Source organism: Microcystis sp. M169S2 (genome assembly GCF_020245865.1).
In the GTDB taxonomy this organism is placed as follows: Bacteria; Cyanobacteriota; Cyanobacteriia; order Cyanobacteriales; family Microcystaceae; genus Microcystis; species Microcystis ichthyoblabe_A.
Window position 1 is genome coordinate 1 of the sequence record NZ_JADBUB010000146.1, and the last position, 24,067, is coordinate 24,067.

A 24,067-nucleotide genomic window follows, 5' to 3' on the forward strand; every position below is an offset into this window, starting at 1 on the left:
AAACTATCAACAACTCATGCTTGTAAAGTTTGTACAATAGGGCTTTGAGTTTTTGTTAGATTGATATTTATCAACTTTAGAGCATTGCTGGACAGAGAGGGAGCTTGGGGAATTTTCTACAGTGTAAGTTCGGAAGAACCGTAGTTCTTCAGGATCAAATATTTCTAAATCTAAAGCTAAGTCGAATAAAGCTAATAAATTATTAATTGACTTGGGAACAATTTCCTGTAGATGATAGCGAAAATATTCTACAGCTGCCAGATCACCTTTTCTTTGTTGTCGTCGCGCTTCTGCGTCTAAAACCGCTTCTAATTCTGCTTGCCATTGCTTAACTTCTTCCGGATTACCTCCTCTTAAAACATTTTGCCACACCACCTGTGCCTCTGCTTCTAAATTTTGCAGAAGATAGGCAACTCCCAAGTACCAATAGTCAGAAATATTTTCGGGATTGTTATCGATTAGTTCCTCGTAGATTGCCGCAACTTGGGGATAATTCTCGGCAATTAAAGCTTGATAAGCGTCAGGATGCCACATAAATCAGTTATCAGTAAACAGTCACCAGTAATCAGTGAAAAAGTGACAGTTAGGGTGATAAAGCTCAAAAAGAATTGACTCATAACTGGGAACTGTCAACTTAAAACTTACATCTGATAACTGATAACTGATAACTGAAATTAAACCACTTTAGCGATGGCTGCTTCTAGCTTATCCATAGCCTCATCTACTTCTGTTTCCGAGACAATTAAAGGAGGTACAAAACGGAGAACTTTCGGACCTGCGGGGGCAATTAATAAACCCTCGGCCAAGGCTGCATTAACAATAGTAGATGAAACCAACTCACTTTCTGAATTAATTTCCATACCATTAATTAAACCCCAACCGCGCACATCGACAAATAGATGGGGATATTGAGAAGCAATCACGCGTAAACGGCTGCGTAATTGTTCCCCTCGCTGCTGGACATTTTCGAGAATGTGATCCCGTTCAATGGTTTGTAATACTGTTAAAGCTGAGGCACAAGCGAACGGATTACCCCCAAAGGTACTCGCATGACTACCCGGTTCAAACACATCACAGAACTTTTTGCACATCATTGCACCGATGGGAATACCCCCCGCTAAACCCTTGGCAGAAGTGAAAATATCCGGTTCTACCCCTAAATTCTCATAACCCCAGAGTTTACCGGTTCTTCCGACTCCCACCTGTACCTCATCAAAGACAAGCAAAATGTTATTTTCGTCGCAAATTTGCCGTAAACGTTGGAAATATTCGATATTTCCCGGACGTACTCCCCCTTCACCCTGCAAGGGTTCCAACATAATCGCAGCCACCCGACGATTACCCTCATCGAGGTCAGCGATCGCATTTTCCACCGCTTCGATATCATTATAGGGAATATAGGCAAACCCCGGCATCAGGGGTTCAAAGTCTTTTTGGTACTTCGGTTGACCGGTTGCGGTGATGGTAGCTAAAGTGCGACCGTGAAAACTAGCATGAGCAGTTAAAATAACTGGCTGTTCGAGGAAATCTAGCACCGTATGGGCATATTTCCGCACTAATTTAATTGCCGCTTCGTTCGCTTCCGCACCGGAATTACAGAAAAAGACCTTATCAGCGCAGGAATGATCGACAATCCATTTAGCTAGTTCCCCTTGTTCGGGAATATAGTATAAATTCGAGACATGATGGAGTTTTTGGATTTGCTGGCTAACCACTTCAATTAAAGCAGGGTGCGCGTGACCGAGGGTACAGGTGGCAATTCCCGCGACAAAATCAAGGTATTGTTTACCGGAAGTATCCCAGAGAAGACAGCCTAACCCTTTGGCGATCGCAATGGGAAAACGACCATAAGTATTCATCACATAGCTGTTAAAACTATCTCGATCAAAGGGTTGATTCGGGTTTAAATTGGGAGTGGGATCAACTAGGGTTGGTTCTAAAAGGGTTTCTGGACTCACTGGGGAACTCCTGCGCGATTAGACATAGGGGAAATTATAATCAAATCCGTCTGAGAAGGACGGGTTATTTAGATTAAAAACTGATTTCATTGTAAGTTACTAGACAGTGTTAGGGGTGAATTTTGCTTGTCTATCAGTGAAGATAAATATCGTCGTCTGCGTCAGGAATTAATCGGGGGAATTTTTGCCCTGATTGTGGTATTTTTGCTGGGTACGCTTTGGTATCATCTGATCGAGGGTTGGAGTTGGCTAGATTCGGCCTATATGACGATTAGTACCCTCGCTACCGTCGGTTTTGGCGAAATTAATCCCCTAGGTGAACGGGGACGACTGTTTACAATGGTTTTGATTATCATGGGAGTAGTCAGCATCGGTTATATTGTTAATCGCTTGACCGAAGCTTTAATTCAAGGCTATTTTCAAGAGGGACTCAAACAGAGACAGGAGAAACGCTTGATCGATCGACTATCAGAACACTATATCATCTGTGGTTTAGGTCGCACAGGCAGACAGGTAGCGATCGAATTTTACGCAGAAAATATTCCTTTTGTAGTTATTGATACAGACCCCCTACAGGTAAATCGGGCCAAAGAATTAAATTATATTGTTGTTCAAGGAGATGCCACCTTAGATAAATCTTTACAAATGGCAGGAATCGAACGCGCTATTTGTATTGTGGCCGCTTTAACTTCCGATGCGGAGAATTTATATACAGTGTTGTCTGCTAAAACTCTTAACCCGAAAATTCGCGCCATTGCTAGGGCCAGTACCGAGGAAGCAGTACAGAAATTACAACGGGCCGGGGCCGATGCGGTGGTATCTCCCTATATTACCGGCGGTAGAAGATTAGCGGCTGCGGCCCTACGACCCCAGGTGATGGATTTTGTTGATGGTATTTTAACAGGAACCGATCGATCGTTTTATATGGAGGAATTTCTAATCGATCCGAGGACTTGTCCCTGTGTCGGTTTAAGTCTTAGTCAAGCACATTTAAGATCTCGATCGGGGGCTTTAGTTTTGGCTATACGTCGCGCTGATGGTACGCTAATCGGGGGACCCACTGGCGATACGGAATTAATGGCCGGGGATCTGTTAATTTGTATGGGAACGGCCGAACAATTACGCAGTTTAACTCAGATTTTAATCCCCATGCGATCAGATGGTTTACGTTTACCGAAGCATTAGTTAAAGAATCGATAAAAAATCTACTGGTAGCATTGCGGGAACGGGGGAAACAGCAAAATCTCTTAGGTTTCGCGTTATGATTATTTCTAGCTTTTCTGATTCAGCAACGGCACTGGTAACGGCATCTTCAAAATCTTTCATCTGACTTGCCAATGCTTGCCTAATTATTGCGTCTGTCACCCTAGCAACTTGCAAATTCTCTAGAAGACTTATCACCAATTTTCTTGAGCTTTCCCTTCCGTTTTTTTTAGACAAAATATAATAAATATTAGTGACGGCATGACCAGAAATATATCCTTGAGTTTTACCTGTCTTAACTGTATTGAATGCTTGTACAGATGCTGGAAAATGTGGTTCACGCTTACCCAAAACATCTAGCAATACATCACTGTCGAATAAGACTCGTTTCACCGATACTTCTCCACTAAATAATCAATATACGATTCTTTTGGGTCTTCTGATCCTAAATCAACAACCCCCACTAAGTTTCTTGTCCAAGGATCAAGATCGCTTAAGTCATCTGTTAGGGAATGAGAGGTAGTTTCTGAGGATACATTCTGACGAAAAACACGCCCATATTCTAATGCTTTCTCAAAAACCTCCTGATCAGAAATTGATCCAGAAAGATTATCTAACCAGTTTTCAGACGAAGATTTTTCAGTTTCTAAATCGACAACACCCACTAAGTCTCTTGTCCAAGGATCAAGATCGCTTAAATCATCTGTTAGGGAATGAGAGGTAATTTCTAAAGATACATTACTAGGATTAAATCGCTCTTGAATTCTGAAAATTATTAAACTATAATAGGCTCTCAGTTTGGTGACTAAATCGGATGTTTCAGTATCTTGGAAATATTCGGTTATAGTACGATTAGAAACCGATAGAGCATTTTTAGCTCCCTGGTAAATTTGCTCTAGTTCTGAATCGGCAAACATATCAATAAACACATCTATCGTTTCCGAGAGAAGGAGTGAACCTTCCACCACTCTGATTAAATCGGCTTTTTCTTCACCAGTCTTTCCCTCATTGATCTGAGCAAGGCTGATAAATAATTGATTATAGGCAGTAATTTGATTAGTAAATTGGTCTATATATTGGATTAACTCCAGTGCTGAATCCTCATCTCTATACTGTTTCCATACCTGAAACCATAATTTATTAATTTGATAAAATATATCGGCTCTTGCTTGATAAGTTTTAGAGTTATCCTTAACTTGCTCAACTAAAATCTTAGTTTCTTGTAGTAAATTATCCAGTATTATCCGATCAGAATCGGTGACAATTTGATCGAGTTTATCTGTAATATTTTGCAGATTTTCTAACAAAAATTGTCCTAAATTTTCCCGTTCGACTGAACTTGGCAGACTATTCATCGTATTTACCTCCCCTAAGACTGACGATCAAACAGAAATGAGTAGTCAAAATTATCAGCCCTAAACCTCCATTGTAACAATTTTGGGGTCTGAAAGGGTGATTATAGTTACTATAGCCTCTGAGGGAGATAGATTAATTACCGTTCACTCTTAATTCCCCTGACTCGGAGACTACTGACTCCGTACTCCTCAATCTAACGTCTGTCAGGAATTGAGAAATTGAGGATGAGATGTTAGTACAATCGGGGAATAGTAAAGGAAAAACCCCTATTGCTCATGAGTCCAAATCCCAATTCTTCCTCGCGATCACTGCAGCCGCTGCCGGTTCCCTCCATCCCGATACCTCCCTCGGAGTTAATCAAAGGAACCACACCAGAGATAAATCAAGAAATGACGCAAAAGGTGGCGACGCAGGCCAAACAAGTGCCAAATATGCCGCAAAATGGTCAAATATCGCCACCACGTTCTCCCCACAGTCGCGCCTCCAACCAACCCACCTTAGAATATTTGATCCAGTTTGCCTTTGATCGGGGTTATTCGGACGTTCACCTGGGGGTTGGAGAACAACCCCGGATGCGGGATCGTGGCGAAATGATTATTCTCGACTATCCTGAAATTGACATCAACACTTTTTATAGTTGGTTACGCGAAATCCTCGGTGAAGAAGAAATCCTTCGCTTTAAAAAAGACCTAGAATTTGACGGTGCGACTCAGTACGAATTCGCTAGAGCGCGGATTAATATCTTTGAAAGTCTGCGCGGTCCGGGGATGGTTTTGCGTCTGATTCCCATGAAAATCCCCACTATGGAACAATTGCGCTTACCGATGGTCTTCCGGGATGTGTGCGATGTACAGAAGGGATTGATTTTAATCACCGGTCCGACGGGTTCAGGGAAATCCACCACCCTAGCAGCCATGATCGATTACATCAATAAAGAACACCCCAAACATATTATCACCATCGAAGACCCGATCGAATTTGTCCATAAAAGTCGTCGCAGTTTGATCAAACAACGGGAAGTGGGAATACACACCCATGAGTTCGATAATGCCCTAAAAGCCTGTTTGCGGGAAGACCCAGATATTATTCTGGTGGGGGAGATGCGGGACAAAGTCACCGTCAATACTGCCCTGAAAGCTGCCCAAACCGGTCACTTAGTCCTGGGAACCCTGCACACCAACAGCGCTGTAAAAACCCTGGAGCGGATTTTAACTCTTTATGGTGCCGAGGAACGGGAATCGCCGCGGCTGGCGATCACAGAATCTTTAGTTTGTATTATCTCGCAGGGTTTATGTCGCACCACCGACGGTAAACGGACCGCTTTTTACGATATTCTCGTCAATACAGAGGCCGTCAAAGATTACATTCGCAGCGGCAAAAATGACGAAATTATCGAATTAATGAGAGACGGCGAATACCACGGCATGATTACCACTAATCAATCCCTGTTTAACCTCTATCAAGAGGGACGGATTACCGAGGGGGTAGCCATGGCCATGTCCCCGGTCCCCAATGAACTGGCGATGATGCTGCGGGGTAGAATCTAGAAAAACCCTGAAGGAAATTGTTCAGGGATCAAGAGTTTAGTAGGCTAGAAAAATAGAAGCTCCTACTTATTCTCTAGGGGAACCCCTCAAGTGACCACTTCCGCGATTGTGTTGCCCGATATTTTTAAAGGCATCGCCCTGTTTACCCCCGGGGGCGATCTAATTTACTGTATCGATCCTGATAAACAAACTCATTGGCATCTGAATCTCTGCGCCGCTCTCCAGTCCGCTTTAGGGTTGTCAGAACCCCCCCATTTTTTAGTTCCTAGTTTTACTGCTACCATCGATCGCTGGCGAGATCCCTACAGTCACCGTATTCATACTAGAGCCGAAGTCTATCCCCTTGTCCGTCGCTATCAGCCTTTATTAAATGCTATTTTCGCCACGGACGATCGAGCTTGGTTTACTGTACCCTGGCAGGAACAATCCTCTAATCCCACTATCTTAGAAACCTATCGTCAGCAGTTTCCCCAACTTTGGCAATCCCACGATCTGATTCTCCGTTATCAGGAGCGTCCCCCAACCACTTCAGGGATTAATTCTGACTCTGACTATACCAATCCTAGTCCCAAGGGTTATGTTTTGCGGTTATTTGTCTCCGGTAATAATGCCAATACTAAACACACCCTAGAATCGATCCATCAGCTTCTAGAACGAGAATTACACCATCCCTATACTCTGAAAGTGATCGATATCTCTAAACATCCAGAACAAGCAGAATCTAATCATGTCTCTGCTATTCCCACTTTAGTCCGGGTTTGGCCGCAACCGGTGAAACGCATCATCGGCGAATTTGAGGATTTACCGCGAGTATTACAGATTATCGCCACCGCTTAGGGTTTAAAGACTTCTGACTCGATACCTCGCCACCATTCGCCCAATTTCATTAAGTCTTGCTGAATATCATCCAATTCTTGGATATATTCCTGTTGGGAAAGACTGGCACGACGTTCTTGCAGTTTTTTGAGACGCAATTGCACCAACAGCCAAGGCTTGGAAATACCGTTAGTTTCTTCAATATAGCGAGCGATATCTTGACTATCCATAGTTTTCTACTGTTATCATCCCATATTTTGTCAAATTAACCCAAGAATCCTTTTTTTACTTGCAGAAGATGATGTTTGATTTTAGCCACTATTACCCCTACGCCGAATTAGTTTCTTTCCTGAAAAACCTAGCTTCATCCTATCCTAATTTAATTAGCCTCACCTCGATCGGTAAAAGCTACGAAAATCGAGATATCTGGTTAACTACCCTAACAAATCAAGCCACAGGCCCCTATTTAGAAAAACCTGCCTATTGGATCGATGCTAACACCCACGCGGGGGAAGTAACAGGCTCTGCCGTCGCTCTCTACACTATCTCCCATCTTTTGCGCCAATACGGTCATAATTCCCAAATTACCAGACTTCTTGACCATTACACTGTCTATATTTTGCCGCGATTAGCCGTGGATGGAGCGGAAAAATATCTCACTACTCCCTATCTGTTACGATCGAGTATTCGCCCCTATCCCCACACGGATGAGAAACCGGGGCTATATCCTGAAGATATTAACGGCGATGGTTTAATCCTACAAATGCGCCAAAAAGATACCTGTGGCGCTTGGAAAATTTCCCAACAAGATCCTCGCATTATGGTGCGTCGCGAACCAGAGGAATTTGAAGGAACTTTTTACACTTTGCTCACCGAAGGTTTAATCCGCGATTACGATGGCTATAATTTTACCACTGCCCCCACCCTAGAGGGTCTGGATTTTAACCGCAATTATCCCGTTTATTGGGTTCCTGAAGGGGAACAACAGGGGGCCGGAGATTTTCCTTTTTCCGAGCCAGAAACCCGTGCGGAAGCCGAATTTTGGTCAAATAACACCAATATTAATGGCTTCGTTACCTATCATACCTATTCGGCAGTAATGTTGCGTCCCTATAGCACCCATCCCGATGAATATTTCCCCGTGGAAGACTTAGAAATGTATAAATATATTGCTGATAAGGGAAAAGCAATGACTGGTTATGAATGCGTTTCTGTCTATCACGATTTTCGTTATCATCCCAAAGAAGTGACCAACGGTGCCATGGATGATTACGGCTACGATCATTTTGGTTGGTATGGTTTTACGGTGGAGTTATGGGATGCACCCACCCAAGCAGCAGTGAAAAAAGATGATTATATTCAATGGTTTCGCTGGCATCCTTTTGAAGATGAATTGAAGTTACAGCGTTGGAATGATGAGAATTTAGCGGGAAAGGGTTTTATTAATTGGCAAAGTTTTGATCATCCCCAATTGGGAGAGGTGGAAATTGGCGGTTGGGACTTTAAAAATGTCTGGCAAAATGCCCCAGAAAAGTATTTACCGGATTTATGTGAGAAACAATGTCAGTTTACTATTGCCCATGCTTTGATGTCACCTCTTTTAGCTATCTCTCGTCTCGATCTTAAGTCGGAGGGAAATGGTATTTATCATCTAGTTTTACAGTTGGAAAATCAGGGATTCTTACCCACTTATACCAGTAAAAAAGCACTGGAAAGAAAGATAGTTCGTCCCATTCAAGTCAAGTTAAATTTAGGCGATGAGGTGAGTTTAATAGTGGGAAAATTAGAGCAGGAAATCGGTCACTTAGAAGGGCGATCAAATAAAGTATATAGTAGTCTCGCTCACGGTTTAGATTATCGCTGTACGGTGGAATGGGTAATTAAAGGAGTTTCTGGTCAAGAAATCGAGATTGTCGCTATAGCTGAAAGAGCCGGAACAGTCAGACAAAAAGTAATTTTATAGAGCTATTTTGTTCGATAAAATTGTTAAATAAGTCTCGTGGGATTCCGTGGGTAAAACTCGCAATTTTTGGCTACGAAGATCCGGTTCTAATCCCAAAGCTTCTAAAGGAATTACTCCTAATAAATTGTTTTGACCTCTGGGTAATTCCAAACATTCAAAAGTCCCTTCCCGTCCCGCAATAATCAAGGTGGCATCGCGAAAAATTCTCGCTTTTCCTATGCCTTTAGCCGTAGCCACATCTACTTCTTTTAAAAGCTGTAAACCCAAGCGGGAGATGACTTCCGGCACCAGACAAAGAGTAGTTGCCCCCGTATCCACCAAGACATTTTCTAGGGTAAGAGAGCGAATTTGTTCCGGCGCGACCATACCATCTTCCGCACGAATTTGATCGGCGCGATTGATAACTGTAATCGTGGTGTAGATTTTGCCCATATCTTCTGCAATAATTGCTGGCTCAACCATAATACTAGCCTCAATTCTACCCCTAATTATACCAGAATAATTGCCAACAACACTGTCTAGTAATTTTAATTATTAATCCCGCCATCGGGCATAATTGCACCGCGGAAGTTAACTCCCATGAGATTAGCACTCATTAACTCAGCACCAGTTAGATTAGCATTACTTAAATCAGCACCGGTGAGATTTGCTCTAGCAAAGAAAGCATCGATTAAATCCGCTTCCCTAAGATTAACTCCTGAAAGATTAGCCCTTCTTAAGTCAGCATGATTCATTCTTGCCGCTTGAAAATTAGCTTGACTAAGATTAGCTCGATCGAATTTTATGTGAGTCATAATTGCACTATGGAAATTTGCACCTATTGCTTCCGTATCGCTCATTTTTGACCGCACTAAATTGGCTCCCGCTAGATTTGCTCCCACTAAAGACACCCCGACTAAATTGGCATCAGTGAGTAAAGCACCTTGCAGATTAGCATTAGTTAAATCCGCATTTCTGATGTCAACATTGCACAAATTAGCCTCCTTTAAATTGGCTCCTACTAGATTAGCGCGCACCAGATTAACCCCTCTCATATTAGCCCCTTGCAGGTCGGCGCGATAGAGATTAGCTCCTTGTAAATTAGTGTTACTATTTTTCTTTTCCTGACGCATATTTGTTCCCCGCAAACAAGCACCAGTGAGGTTAGCACTACTTAAATCAGCCCCTCGTAAATCCGCTCCGATCAAGTTAGCATCAAGTAGAATAGCTAGGGTTATATCAGTATCACGAAGATTAGCTCCTTGTAGCTGCGCTCCGTGTAAATTGGCACTGCGTAAATCTGCCCCATTTAAGTCAGCTTGGTTGAGACTAGCACCGCTTAAATTAGCCGCCACGAGATTAGCTTGAGCGAGATTAGCCCGGTTAAGATAGGTAAAGAGAAGATTGGCTCCGTGCAGATCTGCTCCATTTAAAACAATGCCAATCAAGTCAGTGCCAACTAAATTAACTCCGGGTAATTTTAAGCCACTAAATTGAGTTTCTCCCTCGGCATAACGTGCAATTAGTTCGGTGGGTTTCATAGGTAGAATATTCAGAAAAATTGGGGTAAAAAATTAAAAAATTTTTTGCAAAGCTTGCACCAGAATACCAGCGGTTTGAACGTTAGCATCCCTATCCATTTGGGTTTGAGCAATATGGTATAGTTGAATTTCGATATCCTTGAGAGATTTCCCACTTTCGATCAGTTTTTGTAGTAAATCTTCTAGGGTATAACTTCGCAGGGTTAACCAATCTTGACTGTTCTGATCCCAAGGATAAAATAGGAGCGAGAAAATTAATATTTTGGCTCGTAAAGGATTAGCATAACGCAAAATTTCTAAACGAATTTCAAAGGGGTCATAGTCAGAAATTTGTGGGTAATTACTGGGGTTATTGTTTAAGAAAGCTGGCTCGGCAAAGGGCAATTCCATTCTCGAAGAGGCAAAATCCACAGGTTTACTTCTAGAGGAAGAGAAAGATGAAGTTTTAGCCGAAGAATCACAATCATCATTTAGATGAACCATTTGATCATTAAAGATTTGACTTTTTGACTCATTATCCTCTTCTTTGTAATCGTTATTAGTATCGTAGAAAGGCTCTAGCTGGGTAAGAATAATCTCAGCTAGGGGAAGGTATAGAGATTTTTTATTAAGATTTTCGGCAACTTGGTTGAGAGTTTCTCGCAAGCTTAAGAAGTTAGGATTGTTTTGCCTCAGTTCTAAAATAATATTTTTTAAGCCATAATTATTAATCACCGATAGATCATTTTCCCAACGATTTTTACAGGCGGCAAACATTAATTTTTGCATTCTCTCCGTCTCTAGATGATTTTCTAGGCTATTAACCACTTGTCTTAGGGAATTATCTTCCCCGTTGTTGACAGCATTATTAACGGTGGTAAATCTAGGGTTAACTGCTGGTTCTAATGGTGATAATTGGGTGTCATAGGCGGCAGCAATATTACTATATAATTTACTGATTTGCTCAATAATAACCGTGGCTACTCCCGCATAAACTTCAGGACGATTTAGGGTTTTAACTAACTTATAAACAGAAAAAGTTAATTGTTCCTTACTGGTTTTGAGTTGCACTAACTCCTTCACCAAGTCTTCCATCGCCACACCGTCTAAAGTATTAGGATCATTTTCCCAATATTTTTTACAGATATAAAAGATTAATTTTTTGATCCGTAATTTTTCTTCGTGGCTGTCGAGATAGCGAACTACCTGATTAAAAACGTCACTGGATAATTGCATAGTAACCTCTGATCCGAGAAAGTCGCCCACCCTCGCACACCTCTACTATGAGGTTATGCTATTGGTCTCTCGCAAGTCAGTTTACCGGAATATATAAGTTATTCCGGCTCTTCTGGCGCTTGAAAATATCCTAACCTAAAAGCGTGCAGCTATTGAGTTCGGTTTGCTACATTTGGTCTCTAAAATTAGCAAAAGATTATTTTTTCGCCTTTCTCGTTTTTAGTACAAATGTTCGAGCAAAATCGGAGTAAAGTCTTTAAGTTTAGGCGATCGATGCCCGATAGGGTTAGAGTAATCAGGGAGAAACTGATTTATCGAGAGGCCATATCATCCTATGCTAGAACTCTATCAATTTGAACTATCTGCCTATTGCGAGAAAGTCCGTCTCATCCTTGACTATAAAGGACTTGCCTATAAAAAAAGGGACGTGGTGCCGGGGGTGGGACAATTAGAATTATTCCGTCTTTCTGGACAGCGACAGGTTCCCGTCCTCAAAGATGGTGATACCTATATTGCCGACTCGACGGAGATTGCTTTTTATCTCGATCGCAAGTATCCTGAAAAACCAATTATCCCTACAGATCCCCTTCAACGGGGTCAATGTTTATTAATCGAAGAATGGGCCGATGAATCCCTGGGATTAAAAGGAAGAACCGCTTTTCTCGGCGCTTTTGCCCAAAATCAAAACTTTCGTACCGCTTTTTTACCCCGGGAAACTCCCGATTTTATGCGCTTGTTGCTGGGTTCCTTGCCGGGGGAATTAATTGATATTTTTGGGACGGGTGTAGGTCTGGGAAAAGATGCTATCAATACGGCTAAAAAAGGGCTACAACAGGACTTAGAAGCTTTAAACCTCATTTTAGCCAATCGTCCCTATTTAGTCGGGGATCAGCCTACTTTAGCCGATTTAGCCGTGGCGGGATTAAGTGTACTGCTTCAGTTTCCCCAGGGTTCCTATCTCAACTTACCCCCGGAATTGCAAGGCAAGGGGATTCCGGGGTTAGCTGATAATAGCGCCTACGAGGGCTTTTTTGTCTGGCGCGACCGTCTTTATAGTCAATACCGTCAAACTATTACCCCTGGTAATTCCACCCCTCCCATCGATTCCCCCACCTCCATCCAGATCGAATAGCAGAGCTTGACTAGGGTGGTGGGGTGTGGGGTGTGGGGTGTGGGGTGTGGGGTGTGGGGTGTAGGGTGTAGGGAGATTAAATAAAAGCAATCTACTGATCACTGATTACTGATCACTGATTACTGATCACTGATTACTGATCACTGATTACTGATCACTGTTAAGATTCGCGTAAAACGTAGCCGACACCGCGCACGGTATGAATGAGGCGTTTTTGACCACCAGCCTCCATTTTCAGGCGTAAATAGCGAATATATACCTCAATAACGTTTGATTCTCCTCGAAATTCGTCTCCCCAGACATTCTCGAGAATTTGATCCCTTGATAATACTTCTTTCGGGTGAATCATCAGGTAGCGCAGCAGTTCAAATTCCTTCATCGTCAACTCAATATTTTTGTTTTTATAGGAGAGACGACGAGTGACTAAATCTAATACTAAGTCACCGAAGCGCAATTGTTCGGGGATAGTTTCCAGAGGTTGCAGGTAAAAACGGATTAATTTGAGAAAAGATTGCGAATTATAGGGTTTGAGAAAATAATCGTCGGCTCCCGCTTCCAAACAGGCGAGACGTTCTTCTAGGGTTTCTTGAGATACTAATAAAATAATATAAACGCGACTTCCCTGGGAACGTAAACGACGACAAAAAGTCACACCCGCTTCCTCCGCCAGGAAACGATCGAGTATAATCATCGCTGGCTGCCAACTTTCCACTTCTGGGAAAGCGATATCAATGCTAGGCACAATCAGGGGACGATAACCTGCTTCTTGCAAGTCCGCACTAGCTAATTTAGCGATATTCTCCTCAATTCCCACCAAGAGAATCGAAGAACTCAGAACTGGTGTACTCATTAGTCGGCAGCGGTAAAGAAATAGGGAAGATGGGGAGGGGACTAGCCAATTATACTTAATTGATTCTCGCCTAACCGATTTTAGATAAAAAAGTTAAGGCTGTGGTGCGTTGGACAAAATCACCATTGACAGACCAACCAATCACTCGATCGGGGGACGACCAGAGGCTAAGATGATCTACAGGGGGATCCGCATAAAAATTTTCTTGACCGCTACCCAATAAACAGGAACTCCAATGGGTAAAATAATCGTGACTAAGGCGATAAATGGGAAAATTACCGATTAATGGCACTCCCCAACCGTCCAGAGCAATTAAAGCTCGAATTTTCACCCCTTGAGCTTGCCAATAATAGGCTAAAGCGATCGCATTTACCACCCCCGCACTAAACCCAATCAAGGTTAGGTCTTCTCCCGGTAAAAAAGCTTCATTTAAGCAAGAAAAAGGAGAAATAATAATATAGGGACGTAATTTGACCGATTTACTCCCCAGATGTCCTAAAAAATCCTCGGTCAATCTAGAATCATGAAAACCAGGACAAATCACTAAGGTCATAAAATTAATTAAAAAGCAATGAGGAGACAGTAATCAGTAATCAGTCATCAGTCATCAGTTATCAGTCATCAGTTTTTTCTCCCTGCTCCCCTACTCCGTCTCCCCTACTCCGTCTCCCCACACCCCACACCCCACACCCCACACCCCACACCCCACACCCCACTTCCCCTAATCTTGCCACCTATGACCGTAGAATCCAGCTTAGAACAATTAAAAAGAGCTTCATCAGGACGATTACCCAGCAGTTACGGGGTCTATTTTAAGAATACCCTGGTGGCTCTCTGTCATGCTCTTGAAGATCATATCTTGCAAACTAGCAGCCCAGACAGTACAAATAAACCACTGGTCTTAGTCACCTTTCAACAGGGTAAATGGTATTTACAGGAAGCAGAGCGCTATTTAGATATCGCTCGCTCTTCTCGTCATATTGCGATCGCTGCCGTGGCCGATAGTGGTTTTTCTGAGCATAAAACCGGCAGTTTAGAGAATGTTTCGCTAGTGAACTTAGATAATAGCGATAGTTTGGTTAATGAGTGGAATTTAATCATTCTTTCCCCCGATTACGCCTCCATGGTACTCTGTCATGAGTTATCCCCGGAAGAATACCGGTCCGATAGTCAACCCCAAATAGACACGGAGCGAAAATTCTACGGTTTATGGACATTCGATCGCGATTTAGTCGAAAAAGCCGCTAGGATCTTAATTGAGCGTCTGCATCCCTATAATCCCAGTCTAGCGGCCGATTTAAGCAGACAACAGCAGGAAATTAGTCAAAATATTAATCCCATTCCCACGGATTTAACCGGAGTAGTCTCTCGCATTGTCACCTATCTGCAAACCAGTCAACAGCAGTTAGTCACCGTCAGCAGACAAACGCGAGAATTAAGCGACTTAGAAGGACAAGCATCCCGTTTAAATAAAAATTTAGCCGCGAATAAACTGCAAGCTTTTCTCAGAATGGCTCAAAAAGTCGATGAAAGAGATATTGATAATCCCCTTGCTTCCCTACAGGTGGCCGCTTTAGCGGAAATGTTGGGACAATTGCTCGATTTACCCACCCTGAGATTGCGACGCTTACGATTAGCAGGTTTATTATACCGCATCGGTCTAGCGGAGGCTCCGATCGAAGTTTTTAGACAGCGTGCCAGTCAGTTAGAGGGAGCAAATGCGTTATTTTGGCGGGATAGATCGGTATTAGGAGCGCAATTACTCGCCACTATGCCCGAATTAGCCCCAATTCAACAGATTATTTACCATGAGTTTGAATACTGGGATGGTGGCGGTGTTCCCAACGGCTTAAAAGGGGAAGAAATCAGCCTAGAGTCGAGAATTTTAGGATTATCCGCCTATTTTCAGGAATTAACTCAACCGCGAGGCGACCGACTAGCTCTAGATTTAGGAGAGGCCCTAGAACGATGTCAAAATTATAGCGGGATTCGTTTCGATCCCGCTTTGGTAGAAAAATTAACTTCGGTAATTCGTCTGTGCGAAATGGGATGGATGCAATTACCCGATCGCCCTAGTCAAGTCCCCGCCGTCTGGTTAGAATCAGTTTAGGATTAGACTCCGATTAAACTCTGCATGGCACGTCCCATATTAGCCGGTTTAAAAGCTGCCATGGCCGCGGTCGGTTCATAGCCGCAATGTACCATACAATCGGCACATTGCGGATTGCCACTGGCCCGACCGTAGTTATCCCAATTGGTTTCTTCTAAAAGTTCCCGAAAGCTTTTGTAATGACCTTCGTTGAGCAGATAACAGGGTTTTTGCCATCCTAAAAGACTATAGCTAGGACTACCCCAAGGGGTGCATTCATAGTCCTGTTCACCGATGAGAAAATCGAGAAAGAGAGGATTATGGTTAAAATTCCACTTTTTCTGGCGTGATTTCCAGGGTGAGAGAATTTCTCGGAATAAAGCTCTAGTTTGCTCCCGTTTCAAGAAACTATCTTGATCCGGGGCCCACTCATAACTATAACCCGGGGAAATCATCATGCCATCGATGCCCAAAGTAGCGAGAAAATCGAAAAATTCCTGCATTTCTTGCGGATCTGTGCCTTCAAAAACCGTGGTATTAGTAGTAACCCGAAAACCTCTCTCTTTCGCCGCTTTAATCCCTTTTACTGCCTTATCGAATACTCCCTCCCGATCCACACAGCGATCGTGATGTTCTTTGAGACCATCCAGATGAACACTAAAGGTAAGATAGGGTGAAGGAGTAAATTTATCCAGGCTTTTTTCCAATAACAGGGCATTGGTACACAGATAGACGAATTTTTTTCTGTCCACTAAACCCTTGACAATTTCATCGATTTGTGGATGTAAAAGCGGCTCTCCCCCGGGGATGGAAACCACGGGAACCCCGCATTCTTCCACCGCTGCGAAACATTCTGCTGGGGTAAGATGATTGCGGAGGATTTCTGGGGGATGTTGAATCTTACCGCAGCCAGTACAGGCTAAATTACAGCGAAATAGCGGTTCTAGCATTAAAACTAAGGGAAAACGCTTTTTTCCTGCTAGACGCTGTTTCAAGATATAGGAAGCAACCACTAAAGCTTGTTGTAGTTGGACAGCCATTTGCTCACACCAATAGGATTTTAAGTCATTATAGACTGTTTGCAGGGCATCAAGGCATAGGAGCCTAGAAAATGGCAAAATAAATAAAAGCTGAGGGCTTTTTTGGCTGTTTACTTGATTATCAACTTGATCCAGCTGATGGCTTCAAGACTACTGACTTGAAGGTGGGAAGTGGGAAGTGGGAAGTGGGGAGAATAAATAAAAAAGTCTCCTATCTCCTGACTCCTATCTCCTGACTCCTATCTCCTGACTCCTATCTGACTCCTATCTCCTGACGACCGACTCCTAACCTTAACGACAATTTTTGATTTTTACCAGAGGTCTATTATGAGTTCTTTAGGCGATCGCTTCAAAAAATTTGCGGGTAAAACTCGCTATGTGGTCTGTCGCTTATTTTTGCATCTCTACGGCCAAGAAATCGCACCGCTGATCGGTATTCTTAATCGTACCGGCCGAGAGGCGATCGATTCCGAAGGCGATTTAGAGGTCATGGGAGAGGGTTTAGTAGAAATTTGTCAAAATCTGCTGCAGATGAACCTCTATTGGTTTTCTGTAGCTAATGAGGGCGATATTTTTTGGAGTGAGGGGGAAGCGGGAGACTACGTTAACGAACTGTTTACCGATTCCGCGGCCAGATACCTAAGTGAATCGGTGTCTGGGGAAGTGGGGGAAAACGAACCCTTAACTTTACCCGTCACCGATAACTTAGTTGTTATGATCACAATAGCCTTCGAGGGTGAGAGTGCTGCTTTAGAAACTAGCCTAGCCGATCGAGAGGCCCTGGAAGATGGTTTAAAATCAATAATTAACCTTCACTACCAAGGTCGGCTGCGTGCCATTCAGGTACATTTTTCTCCTGCTCAATTGGGAGATGAATTGACCAATGAGCAACTATTACTCAATTTCCCCGAATTGCTGCCTTTATAGTCTTAATTTTGCCCTTATGCTGCGCCAAGTAACGACAATTTTTTTAATTCTTACCCTTTGTTGCACAACGGTGGCCTGTGGTTCCTCGTCAAATCAAACTCAGTCACCGTCAGCTAATAACAGTAGTGTAAGACGAGAATCCAATCAGGTTAGTAGCGGTCGCTACGAGGTGCAACAAGCTACCTATGATGATGGAGATGGCACTTATACCTTAATGCTGTTAAACACCCCTGGGGGGACTTCTCCCCTCTTTCGCACCACTAACCTGCAAATGGCTAGATTAACCGAGGAGGACATTGCTAAAGGGGAAAAAACCGCAGTAGAAATCAACGGTGATCAGGCTACCCTGTACATGACCGAAGATTTTAAAATTGAGTATGTCCATAATGTCACGGAAGTGCGGAACAATCCCCAAACTGGACAACAGGAAACCGTGGTGATTCGACAAGAATCGAGTTTTTGGAGTCCTTTTTTCGGTGCTGTTGCTGGTCAAGCTTTGGGTAGTTTGCTCTTTCGTCCTCAATACTACGTTCCTCCCCTCTATACTCCGGGAGGTGTGATGACCGGTTTTGGTGGTTACGGTTCCACCTATAATCAGGCAGTAGATCAATACCGGACTAAACATAATAGTCCACCTCCGGCAGTCAAAAACCGACAAACTCTCCGTTCTACTGGCAATTTACGTCGTTATCCCAGCAATACTCCCTCTAGTCCCAATCGCAGCACCACCACCACCACAAAACCCAGTGGTTCCGGTTATGGTTCCAGTACCCTGAAGAATTCGGGTAAATCTGATAATGTCAAACGTTCTCCTAGTTTCGGTTCCTCTGGTTCCCGTCGTACCCCTAGTCGCAGTGGTTTTGGCAGCAGCAGACGCGGCCGACGTTAGGAGGATTTGACTGGAGTGGTGGAAGATTAACCCTGTCTTCCCCACCTCAGAGATTGGGGATAGCAACTACTTAGGGTCTGCTGAAAAAGTTTTTCCTGGGGACAGGGTGTGGGGTGTGGGGTGTAGGGTTTTACCGGTTTTGAGGGGGTCAATTACCTAATTTTCAGGGAAAAAGTCCCAGAATTTTCCCCCCGACCACTCCCATATCCGGTACTTGTTGATTTCCAAAAGGTCTAAAAGTCTTACCTAACAAGGTTTTAAGATTTATTCAGCAAACCCTACTTAGTAGCAACCATTTTGCGAATTTCCGAATAAAAAACCGTCTGGCGATCGCCATTGGCTGACTGAATAATACTGGTACGCAATCTCAGATTAGGACTAGCAAACCAGATTCTTTCCTCGATACGATGGTGATTATCCTCGATGGTTAAAGTTAAAGCTTGATCGCTTCTGAGATGATATTCTCCCAGCGCTGCCGATTTACCGTCCGATGTGATTAATTTTCCTTGCCAAGAATTCTCTGAGGGAAGCCAAACTAAATAGCTAGAACCGATTTTTTTCGGTTGTCCATAGTCCACGGAATTATCCCAAGTCGTTTTCCATCCCCCTAGACTGGCCTGGGACTGACAGTTATTTCCTAAACATAATTGCACCACATCGGCAGCATCGGCAGCCAGCAAATCGATGGTGATTTCTGCTTTATTATTGGCAACTTTTTGGGCAGCTAATTGATAACTGGTGCGCTGAGAAAACCATTTACCCGCACAGAGATTAATAAATTCTTGAATGTCCATGAATGGCTGTAGGCAAAGATTGATCGCTCTGGAAGAATAGATTATTTATTCTATCCTATCCCTAGACGTTGGCCAATTTTTGCAAGGATAAACGAGCTGCTTCGCGCACTTGTGGATGTTCGTCCTTGACCAAAAATTTTAAGGCTGCGATCGTTTTTTCCGCCGGAAGATGGCCTAAAGCTTCCGCTAATCGCTGCCGGATTAACCAGTCATCGGAGTTAACAAAAGTTAAAAGCTTCTCGACGGTTTCCACTGCTTTGATTTCGCCAAGGGCAGCAATAGCAGCCTGTTGAATAACCGCTTCGTTACTATCGAGGGCCGATAATAACACCTGTTTAGCCCGAATATCGCCCAAATTGCCCAAGGCAACGGCAGCACTGAAACGGACTAACCATTGCGTGTCTTCGTAAAAAGCCCGTTGTAGGGGTTCAAAAGCGCGAATATCTTCTAAATAACCTAAGGCCCCCGCAGCATCGGCGCGAATGCCATAATCGGCATCATTGGCTAACAAATCCACTAGGATAGGAAAGCATTCCTCGGTTTGTTTGACTCCCAAAGCAAAGACAGCCATCGATCGCACCGGCAGCATTTGATCATAAAGGACTTTTTTGATCAACGGTACAGCCTCTTCCGGGGCCACTTCTCGCAGGGATGCCAAGGCCAGCAGACGATCTTTAGAGTTGCTGCTTTCTAACTGGAGGGCAATGCTTTCTATATCAGGCTTACTCATTTTTGTCAATCACTTGTAATATTTCTTTAATTCTAACGCAATTGTTTCTAAACCAGTAGCTCCAGTGGACTGAAACAGCTAATTTCTGTGTGTTACAGTGTTTCTCATAAAGATGAAGTGTAACCTAATTTGGTATGGAAGACCGACTCCCGAAAACGAAAATTTTGTACCCGATCATTAAGATAACTGCTATCAACAGGTTCGGGATATTGCTTGAGAAAAATTAATTGTTGGTGTCGGAATGTTCAATTTGCTATAACTTCGGTTGACGGAATTGATAAACATCAGTGATCGCTTGTACCCAACCATTAGCAACAGATTCTAATAATCGATCGCCTTTTTCTTTACTTGCATTAGTAGCATCTCCCATCACTCCACTTTTAGTTAATTCCTTAGTTAACCAAGCAAAGGGTAATTTTCCTTCCATAGTTAATAAACTATTTTCTGGCAAACCTTGGGGATATTCTCGGACAGCCCGCTCAATTTTGACCTGTTCTGGCAGTAATGATAACATAATGCTAGTTTCCACATCTCCTGCATGAATACCGTATTCTAATTCATATTCCGAGAATAATTCAGCCGCATTGTGGGGAACTCGCCAAGTGAAAAAAGGAAACACTAAAAAATCGGGATATTGTTGATGAATATCCCTAGCGGCAATTTCCATAACTTGCGGTTGTCCGCCGTGGGAGTTCATTAATACTAACTTGCGAAAACCCGAACGATAGAGACTTTCAGCTATTTCTTGAATGAGGGTTAATAAGGTTGTTGCCGAGAGGGTAATCGTGCCGGGGAAAGACCAATGTTCGTTAGATTTTCCGTAGTAGAGACAGGGTAAAGCAAAGGCGGGAACATTTGTATTTAATTTCTCGAAAGCTTTGCCTAAAACCCCTAAACTAATGGCAGCATCGACGGCAATAGGGAGATGGGGTCCGTGTTGTTCGATCGCACCAATGGGTTGAATAATTACCACATTTTCCTTATCTGGCATTGAATCTATATCCGTCCAAGTAAGATAGGGAAAATAACGATGAGGGGGAATAAAACCGTGCATCATAATTTTATTAGGGGGTGAGGGATTAGGGTTAGGGGAAAAATAAATGTTTACATTGTAATTTTATCACTAATTCTTGGCAAGGTTGCCAATCGTCTTTATCGGTCATGGCTGACCAAAACGAATTCCTATAGCAACAAAACCTCTTTCATTAATTATAATATGCAATATCATCGGGCAAAAAAAACCAGGGGTGACTTGTTTTTTTACCCTTGTTACTGATCATCTTTAAGCCTTTTCTTTAAGTATTGTTGTTAATGTAGCTTATTAAGATCAGCGATCTGCTACGCAGTGCCTTTGGCATCGCACTTGAACTCACAGCTTCAATCAATGTGCATGATGCGTTCCAAAAAATCGATCGGTGGAGCAGTAATACTAAATCTGGTTATTAAAGACTGATTATTTATTCCCCTTTTTGCATGAGTGCATGAGTAGAAAACGGGTTTCTCCGAGAAACCCGTTTTCTGTGCGTTACTCAACGGATTTAGTATGACCTGAATAAGTAGCCAGACATAGTGCTATTTTCTTTGTTCCCCAAAAGCTGACCATCCTCGCGCTTTTGGCAAATTTAATACTATTGAGTCAGGGAAATGAACCGATAATTAATACAAAGTTGGGGTGCGTTAATTTAAGCAATAACACACCCTAACTTTGTATTAATGCAAGAAATGACGAATGCCTGTTAAGACCATAATTAAACCTAACTCATTAGCGGCATTAATCGAATCCTGATCTTTTAAAGAACCTCCGGGTTGAACAATTGCCTCGATGCCAAACTGGGCCGCCGTGCGAACAGAATCATCAAAGGGGAAAAAGCCATCACTAGCCAAATAGCCACCTTTGGCCGCTTCCCCTGCTTGTTCAAGGGCAATTTTCGTCGAACCAACGCGATTCATTTGTCCCGCACCAACGCCTAAAGTAGTTTGATTTTTTGTCACCACAATAGCATTAGATTTAACGTGCTTAGATACTTTCCAAGCAAACAGTAATTCCGCTAATTGTGCGGCAGTGGGTTGTTTTTCTGTCACCACGCGCCAATCATCTGGGGTTTCTACCAGATCATCGGCCGCTTGTACTAGAAAACCGCCGGCGATAACTTTTACTGTTTGTTTTTCTCCCGTGCTTAAATCCGGCAGCAATAAAATCCGCACTTTTGACTTTTTAGCGAGGATATCCCGGGCTTCGGGGCTACAATCGGGAGCAACCACGCATTCTAGGAAGGTTTTCGTTAATTCTTTAGCGGTTGCTTCATCTATGGCTTGGTTTAGGGCAACAATGCCCCCAAAAGCGGAGGTAGCATCGGCGTTAAAAGCTTTAGTATAAGCTTCCACTAAACTACCACCGATCGCCACCCCACAGGGATTAGTGTGTTTCAGGATAGCGGCGGCCGGTTCTTCACTGCCGAATTCGGCGATTAAACGGCGGGCTGCTTCTAAATCGACTAAATTGTTATAACTTAGTTCTTTTCCCTGTAATAAGGTTGCTTTTCCCCAACCGTGAGCCATTGTACCGCTGCCGTACCAAGTGGCACTTTGGTGGGGATTTTCGCCGTAACGCAGGGTTTGCAGGGCATTTCCCGCCAAATTAAAGCGAGTCGTTTCCCCGTTTAAGCTGGCGAAATAGGCAGCGATCGCACCATCGTAGGCATTGGTTAAAGCGAAGGTTTCTCCCGCCATTTTTTGACGGAATTCCAGGGATATTTCGCCGTTATTTTGCCGTAATTGGCTTAAATACTGCTCGTAATACTTCGGGTTACTGATGACAGTCAAATGGGCGAAATTTTTAGCTGAGGCGCGTAACATCGCCGGACCACCGATATCGATTTGTTCGATCGCCTGAGCGGTGGTAACCTCAGGATTAGCGATCGTCTGTTCAAAGGGATAGAGATTAACCACCACCAAATCAAAAGGACGAATTTGATTAGCCTCCATTTCCGCTAAATCTGACTGGCAATCCCTTCTAGCCAAAATACCGCCATGGATGCGAGGATGAAGAGTTTTCACCCTTCCGCCCAAGATTTCAGGAGAGCCTGTGTATTCACCCACTTTAATCACGGGAATTCCCGCCGATTGCAGTGTTTTGGCGGTTCCTCCACTGCTAATAATTTCAAAATCAAATTCTTCTGTTAGCTGACGGGCAAAGTCAACTATTCCGGTTTTGTCAGTCACGCTGATCAGTGCTAAACGTCCCATAGTAGTGATCTATAAGCAACCATTTCAGTATATCTCAGTCCTAACCCGTTAAAAATTAAAAAAAGTAGATTAGTAAATAATCAGCTGCTTCTATATTTTCGTCTCTCAAATATCAACTTATGCCAAGAAAAAAATTGCAACTACTCTTGGAAAGATTTAGTCTGACTTGTTAAAAAATACAGGATTTTTCATGGTAACGAAGTCTATCTAGATTAGTGAAAACCTCTTGGCAACCCTTATCGCCAAATGTTGTCAGATTACCATCATCTTTTCTTGTCCTTAATGCCTAGAAAATGTCACCTAATAACGTTTGTGATCAACTAATTGACTGAGAGTCACCACCTGATAACCTCGATCGTGTAATTTCGCTAATAAATTCTTCAGCACGATCGCCGTGTTTTCATCTCTTTCGGGAGACCCACCGTGAAGCACTAAAATCGCCCCGGGGAAAATAAATTGCGAGATATACCAAGTGGTAAATTGAGGGTGATTCGTTGCTTTTCCGGTATCTAAAGGGATCATGGAAGCGAGGGCAAATCGGGACTCATAGCCGGGGAATTTCCCCAAAAACGAGCGCATAGATTGATTATAGAAGGCTTGACCGGGACGATACCAGCGCGGTGCAAGACCAGCAAGACGAGTTAAAATATCGTTATACCATTTTTCAAAAAGTATGTCATACTTGGTAAAGGTATAGTTTGTGTGGTAAAAAGGCAATGAGTGGAGTCCCTAATATTAATGTTGCTGAGTCAGTAGAAGACTTAAAATCCTTGTTGAAGCAACAAGTAACCT

25 protein-coding genes are annotated in these 24,067 nt (G+C 43.1%); 8 read left to right on the plus strand and 17 right to left on the minus strand.

From position 1 onward, the window contains the following. Positions 1 to 6: 6 nt before the first annotated feature. A complete protein-coding gene (locus IM485_RS15170; RefSeq protein WP_238141940.1) occupies positions 7 to 534 on the minus strand; it encodes a tetratricopeptide repeat protein in 528 nt (175 codons plus the stop codon). Positions 535 to 674: 140 nt separating this feature from the next. Beyond that, positions 675 to 1,958, minus strand: a complete 1,284-nt coding sequence (locus IM485_RS15175; protein WP_194014949.1) for an aspartate aminotransferase family protein — start codon at positions 1,956 to 1,958, stop codon at positions 675 to 677. Between the two features lie 126 nt (positions 1,959 to 2,084). Here IM485_RS15175 and IM485_RS15180 point away from each other — a divergent pair, with 126 nt between their 5' ends. After that, positions 2,085 to 3,143 carry a potassium channel family protein gene (locus tag IM485_RS15180; RefSeq protein WP_002803175.1) on the plus strand — a complete coding sequence of 353 codons (1,059 nt, stop codon included), beginning with the start codon at positions 2,085 to 2,087 and terminating at the stop codon, positions 3,141 to 3,143. Here the strand turns inward: IM485_RS15180 and IM485_RS15185 are convergent, their stop codons facing one another. Both IM485_RS15185 and IM485_RS15190 read right to left on the minus strand, forming a co-directional pair. After that, positions 3,144 to 3,554, minus strand: coding sequence for a PIN domain-containing protein (locus tag IM485_RS15185; RefSeq protein WP_045358366.1), 411 nt, complete (start codon positions 3,552 to 3,554; stop codon positions 3,144 to 3,146). Further along, entirely contained in the window at positions 3,551 to 4,516 is a 966-nt protein-coding gene (locus IM485_RS15190; RefSeq protein ID WP_271935520.1) for a hypothetical protein, read from the minus strand. Before IM485_RS15190 ends, IM485_RS15185 begins: the two co-directional genes overlap by 4 nt. 276 nt (positions 4,517 to 4,792) lie before the next feature. Between IM485_RS15190 and IM485_RS15195 the strand changes: the two genes are divergently transcribed. Beyond that, positions 4,793 to 6,064 carry a type IV pilus twitching motility protein PilT gene (locus tag IM485_RS15195; RefSeq protein WP_287744121.1) on the plus strand — a complete coding sequence of 424 codons (1,272 nt, stop codon included), beginning with the start codon at positions 4,793 to 4,795 and terminating at the stop codon, positions 6,062 to 6,064. A gap of 90 nt (positions 6,065 to 6,154) precedes the next feature. Continuing rightward, on the plus strand, positions 6,155 to 6,901 hold the full coding sequence (locus IM485_RS15200) for a circadian clock KaiB family protein (protein ID WP_104396265.1): 747 nt from the start codon (positions 6,155 to 6,157) through the stop codon (positions 6,899 to 6,901). Here the strand turns inward: IM485_RS15200 and IM485_RS15205 are convergent. After that, positions 6,898 to 7,110: a hypothetical protein gene (locus tag IM485_RS15205; RefSeq protein WP_002751038.1), complete on the minus strand. Its 213-nt coding sequence runs from the start codon at positions 7,108 to 7,110 to the stop codon at positions 6,898 to 6,900. The two genes, IM485_RS15200 and IM485_RS15205, sit on opposite strands and share 4 nt — an antisense overlap. A 71-nt stretch (positions 7,111 to 7,181) precedes the next feature. Here IM485_RS15205 and IM485_RS15210 point away from each other — a divergent pair, with 71 nt between their 5' ends. Further along, positions 7,182 to 8,843, plus strand: a complete 1,662-nt coding sequence (locus IM485_RS15210) for a M14 family metallopeptidase (RefSeq protein ID WP_287744124.1) — start codon at positions 7,182 to 7,184, stop codon at positions 8,841 to 8,843. Here the strand turns inward: IM485_RS15210 and IM485_RS15215 are convergent. From IM485_RS15215 to IM485_RS15225, 3 genes are all read right to left on the minus strand, one after another. Then, on the minus strand, positions 8,838 to 9,305 hold the full coding sequence (locus IM485_RS15215) for a retroviral-like aspartic protease family protein (protein ID WP_104396267.1): 468 nt from the start codon (positions 9,303 to 9,305) through the stop codon (positions 8,838 to 8,840). The two genes, IM485_RS15210 and IM485_RS15215, sit on opposite strands and share 6 nt — an antisense overlap. Positions 9,306 to 9,370: 65 nt before the next feature. Beyond that, positions 9,371 to 10,363: a pentapeptide repeat-containing protein gene (locus IM485_RS15220; RefSeq protein WP_104396268.1), complete on the minus strand. Its 993-nt coding sequence runs from the start codon at positions 10,361 to 10,363 to the stop codon at positions 9,371 to 9,373. A gap of 33 nt (positions 10,364 to 10,396) precedes the next feature. Then, a complete protein-coding gene (locus IM485_RS15225; protein ID WP_287744128.1) occupies positions 10,397 to 11,578 on the minus strand; it encodes a hypothetical protein in 1,182 nt (393 codons plus the stop codon). 334 nt (positions 11,579 to 11,912) lie between these two features. On the opposite strand from IM485_RS15225, the gene IM485_RS15230 reads away from it, so the two are divergent. Next, positions 11,913 to 12,710 carry a glutathione S-transferase gene (locus IM485_RS15230; protein ID WP_104396270.1) on the plus strand — a complete coding sequence of 266 codons (798 nt, stop codon included), beginning with the start codon at positions 11,913 to 11,915 and terminating at the stop codon, positions 12,708 to 12,710. Positions 12,711 to 12,870: 160 nt separating this feature from the next. Here IM485_RS15230 and nblR read toward each other — a convergent pair whose 3' ends face one another. Both nblR and IM485_RS15240 read right to left on the minus strand, forming a co-directional pair. Beyond that, positions 12,871 to 13,560 carry a response regulator transcription factor NblR gene (nblR, locus tag IM485_RS15235; protein ID WP_287744131.1) on the minus strand — a complete coding sequence of 230 codons (690 nt, stop codon included), beginning with the start codon at positions 13,558 to 13,560 and terminating at the stop codon, positions 12,871 to 12,873. A 70-nt stretch (positions 13,561 to 13,630) separates the two neighbouring features. Further along, the gene (locus IM485_RS15240) at positions 13,631 to 14,113 is read right to left on the minus strand and encodes a hypothetical protein (RefSeq protein WP_104396272.1); all 483 of its coding nucleotides are present in this window, start codon (positions 14,111 to 14,113) and stop codon (positions 13,631 to 13,633) included. A 183-nt stretch (positions 14,114 to 14,296) separates the two neighbouring features. Between IM485_RS15240 and IM485_RS15245 the strand changes: the two genes are divergently transcribed. Next, positions 14,297 to 15,670, plus strand: a complete 1,374-nt coding sequence (locus IM485_RS15245; protein WP_287744134.1) for a DICT sensory domain-containing protein — start codon at positions 14,297 to 14,299, stop codon at positions 15,668 to 15,670. Between the two features lie 2 nt (positions 15,671 to 15,672). On the opposite strand, the gene hpnH is transcribed toward IM485_RS15245, so the two are convergent. Then, a complete protein-coding gene (gene hpnH / locus IM485_RS15250; RefSeq protein ID WP_194017564.1) occupies positions 15,673 to 16,689 on the minus strand; it encodes an adenosyl-hopene transferase HpnH in 1,017 nt (338 codons plus the stop codon). 327 nt (positions 16,690 to 17,016) lie between these two features. Here hpnH and IM485_RS15255 point away from each other — a divergent pair, with 327 nt between their 5' ends. Together IM485_RS15255 and IM485_RS15260 are read left to right on the plus strand one after the other, a co-directional pair. Next, the gene (locus tag IM485_RS15255; protein ID WP_271930052.1) at positions 17,017 to 17,616 is read left to right on the plus strand and encodes a DUF1517 domain-containing protein; all 600 of its coding nucleotides are present in this window, start codon (positions 17,017 to 17,019) and stop codon (positions 17,614 to 17,616) included. Next, positions 17,573 to 18,505, plus strand: coding sequence for a hypothetical protein (locus IM485_RS15260; RefSeq protein WP_103112452.1), 933 nt, complete (start codon positions 17,573 to 17,575; stop codon positions 18,503 to 18,505). The genes IM485_RS15255 and IM485_RS15260 overlap by 44 nt, the downstream gene beginning before the upstream one ends. A 26-nt stretch (positions 18,506 to 18,531) precedes the next feature. Here the strand turns inward: IM485_RS15260 and IM485_RS15265 are convergent, their stop codons facing one another. From IM485_RS15265 to IM485_RS15290, 6 genes are all read right to left on the minus strand, one after another. Continuing rightward, the gene (locus IM485_RS15265; protein ID WP_287744139.1) at positions 18,532 to 18,657 is read right to left on the minus strand and encodes a hypothetical protein; all 126 of its coding nucleotides are present in this window, start codon (positions 18,655 to 18,657) and stop codon (positions 18,532 to 18,534) included. Positions 18,658 to 18,783: 126 nt separating this feature from the next. After that, a complete protein-coding gene (locus IM485_RS15270; RefSeq protein ID WP_110579077.1) occupies positions 18,784 to 19,299 on the minus strand; it encodes a phycobiliprotein lyase in 516 nt (171 codons plus the stop codon). Positions 19,300 to 19,360: 61 nt separating this feature from the next. After that, entirely contained in the window at positions 19,361 to 20,029 is a 669-nt protein-coding gene (locus IM485_RS15275; RefSeq protein ID WP_104396276.1) for a HEAT repeat domain-containing protein, read from the minus strand. 253 nt (positions 20,030 to 20,282) lie between these two features. Next, a complete protein-coding gene (locus tag IM485_RS15280; RefSeq protein ID WP_287744145.1) occupies positions 20,283 to 21,086 on the minus strand; it encodes a creatininase family protein in 804 nt (267 codons plus the stop codon). A 653-nt stretch (positions 21,087 to 21,739) separates the two neighbouring features. Further along, positions 21,740 to 23,275: a bifunctional phosphoribosylaminoimidazolecarboxamide formyltransferase/IMP cyclohydrolase gene (purH, locus tag IM485_RS15285; RefSeq protein WP_104396278.1), complete on the minus strand. Its 1,536-nt coding sequence runs from the start codon at positions 23,273 to 23,275 to the stop codon at positions 21,740 to 21,742. A gap of 300 nt (positions 23,276 to 23,575) precedes the next feature. Beyond that, positions 23,576 to 23,992 carry a polysaccharide deacetylase family protein gene (locus IM485_RS15290; protein ID WP_287744149.1) on the minus strand — a complete coding sequence of 139 codons (417 nt, stop codon included), beginning with the start codon at positions 23,990 to 23,992 and terminating at the stop codon, positions 23,576 to 23,578. Between the last annotated feature and the right edge of the window lie 75 nt (positions 23,993 to 24,067).